General features: G+C 73.7%; 1 protein-coding gene. It reads right to left on the bottom strand.

Annotated features, from left to right (window positions below):
* Positions 1–41: 41 nt before the first annotated feature.
* Positions 42–2,276 carry an acetate--CoA ligase family protein gene (locus tag E2E34_RS33410; protein WP_138905583.1) on the bottom strand — a complete coding sequence of 745 codons (2,235 nt, stop codon included), beginning with the start codon at positions 2,274–2,276 and terminating at the stop codon, positions 42–44.
* Positions 2,277–2,407 lie beyond the last annotated feature (131 nt).

Below are 2,407 nucleotides of genomic sequence, written 5' to 3' on the forward strand. Positions count from 1 at the left end.
GGGGACGGAGGGCCGGTCGGCGCTCCGCTGCGGTGGGCGGCTCAGCGGCACACCGCGAGCGCGTCCAGTGCCACCGCCCCCTGGCCGCGCGGGAGGACCATCAGGGGGTTGATGTCCAGCTCCGAGAGGCTGTCGCCCAGTTCCAGGGCCATGCGCTGGACCCGCAGGACCACCTCCACCAGCGCGTCCACATCAGCCGCCGGCGCCCCCCGTACGCCCTCCAGCAGGGCGTGGCCGCGCAGTTCGGTGAGCATGGTGCGGGCCTGGTCCTCGCCGAACGGGGGTACGCGGACCGTCGCGTCGCGGAGCACCTCCACCAGGACGCCGCCGAGCCCCACCGTCACCGTCGGGCCGAACAGCGCGTCGTGCGTGACGCCGACCATCATCTCGACGCCCCGCTCCACCATCTGGCACACCAGGACGCCGTCCAGCTCGATCCCCTCGTACCGCGCGATGTCCGTCAGCTCGCGGTACGCGTCGCGGATCTGACTGGCGGAGGTCAGGCCGACCTTGACCAGGCCCAGCTCGCTCTTGTGCGCGAGGCGGGGCCCGGACGCCTTCATCACCACCGGGTAGCCGACGAGGCCCGCCGCCCGGACGGCCGCCGCCGCGCTGGTCACCAGCTGCTCGCGCGGCACGCGGATGCCGTACGCCCGCAGCAGTTGTTTCGCCGCGTGCTCGCTCAGCTGCTCGCCGGGGCGCATCAGGGCCTGCGCCTTGCGGAAGGAGGGGGACGGTGTGCGGGGCGCCTCGTCGAAGGGGGAGCGGTAGGAGGAGGTGAAGCGGTGGTGGGCCAGGTAGGCGCGCACGGCGGAGACGCAGTTGCCGAACGTGCGGAAGGTGGCGACGCGCGACGAGCCGAGCAGTGTCTCGCGGTACGCCGCCTCCGTGCCCACCGGCGAGCCCCACACGACGCACACCAGCTTGTCCGTCGCCTCGGCGGCGTCGGCCAGGTCCTGGGCGAGCCTGTCGCTCATCGGGGGGAACGGGCCGGTGATCGGGCAGACCAGGACGCCCACCGCCGGGTCGGCCAGGACGGCGTCGATGATCTTGCGGCCGCGCCAGTCGCCGACCGGGTGGCCGCCGTTGTCGACGGGGTTGGCGACGCTCAGGTACTCCGGTATCCACGTGTGCAGCTCGGCCTGCCGGGCCGCCGAGAGCTCCGGCAGCCGCAGCCCCGCCGCCGTCGCCAGGTCCGCGAAGTGCGCGCCCGTACCACCCGAGATCGAGTAGACGACGACGCCGTCGGACACCGGCTTGCGCGCCCTGGCCAGCAGGGCCGCCGTGTCCTGGAGTTCGTCGAGGCCGTCCACCCGGATCACGCCGAACTGCCGCATCGCGGCGTCCACCACGTCGTCCGCGCCGGTCAGCTTGCCGGTGTGCGAGGCGGCGGTACGGGCGCCCCGTTCCGTGCGGCCCACCTTGACCGCGACGACCGGCACGCCCGCCCGTGCGGCCCGGTCGGCGGCGAGCAGGAAGGAGCGGCCGTCCTTGAGGCCCTCGACGTAGCAGGCGATGGCGCCGACCTCGGGCCGCTGGGCGAAGTACGAGATGAAGTCGGCGGTCTCCAGGTCGGCCTCGTTGCCGGTGGGCGCCCAGTGGGAGAGGCGGATGCCGAGGTCCTGGAGGGCGTGGACGGGCCGGCCCTGGTGGCCGGACTGGGTGATCAGGGCGATGGCGGGCCCTTCGAGGTCGTCGCGGAACCGCTCGAAGGCGTTGAGGTTGGTGTTCGGCCCGAGCAGCCGTACGCCGGACCGCTCGACCGCGACGGCCAGCCGCGTCTGGGCGACGGCGCCCGCCTCGCCCGTCTCGGCGAAGCCGGACGCGAAGGCGACGGCGAACCTGACCTTGGCCTCGCCCAGTTCCGCGATCACCGGGACCGGATCGGCGACCAGCAGTACGGCCAGGTCGACCTGTTCGGGCAGGTCGCGGACGGAGGGGACGCAGGGCAGCCCGAAGACGGACGCGCGGGTGGGGTGGACGGGGTGCAGCCGGGTGCCGACCCGCTCGGCCCAGGCGATCAGCTGCCGGGTGATCCCGGTGTTGGGCCTGCCCTCGGCGTCGGAGGCGCCGACGACGGCCACCGACTCGGGCCGGAAGAACCGGTCGAGGTCGGGGACGTCCGCGTACAGGGGCCGGCCGCTGACGTCGAGGTCGCCGGCCGAGGTGGCGGTGGGGGTCGCCGTGTCGTGGACGGCTGCGTGCGGAACCTCGCCGCAGGCCACGACGCGGGCGCGGAGATCGGTGGTCAGGGTGCCGTGGGTAGATCCAAGCATGTCTCAGCCCGCTCCTGCTCGTCGGCCAACGTAACTGACGCGTAGTCAGATTACTGAACTGACGGCATGTCAGGAACAGTCCGGCGGGCAAAGCCTCGGGGAGCGGCGCGGGCGGGGCCTCGGGGCGGGAG

The sequence above is a fragment of the Streptomyces albidochromogenes genome (genome assembly GCF_005981925.1).
In the GTDB taxonomy this organism is placed as follows: Bacteria; Actinomycetota; Actinomycetes; order Streptomycetales; family Streptomycetaceae; genus Streptomyces; species Streptomyces albidochromogenes.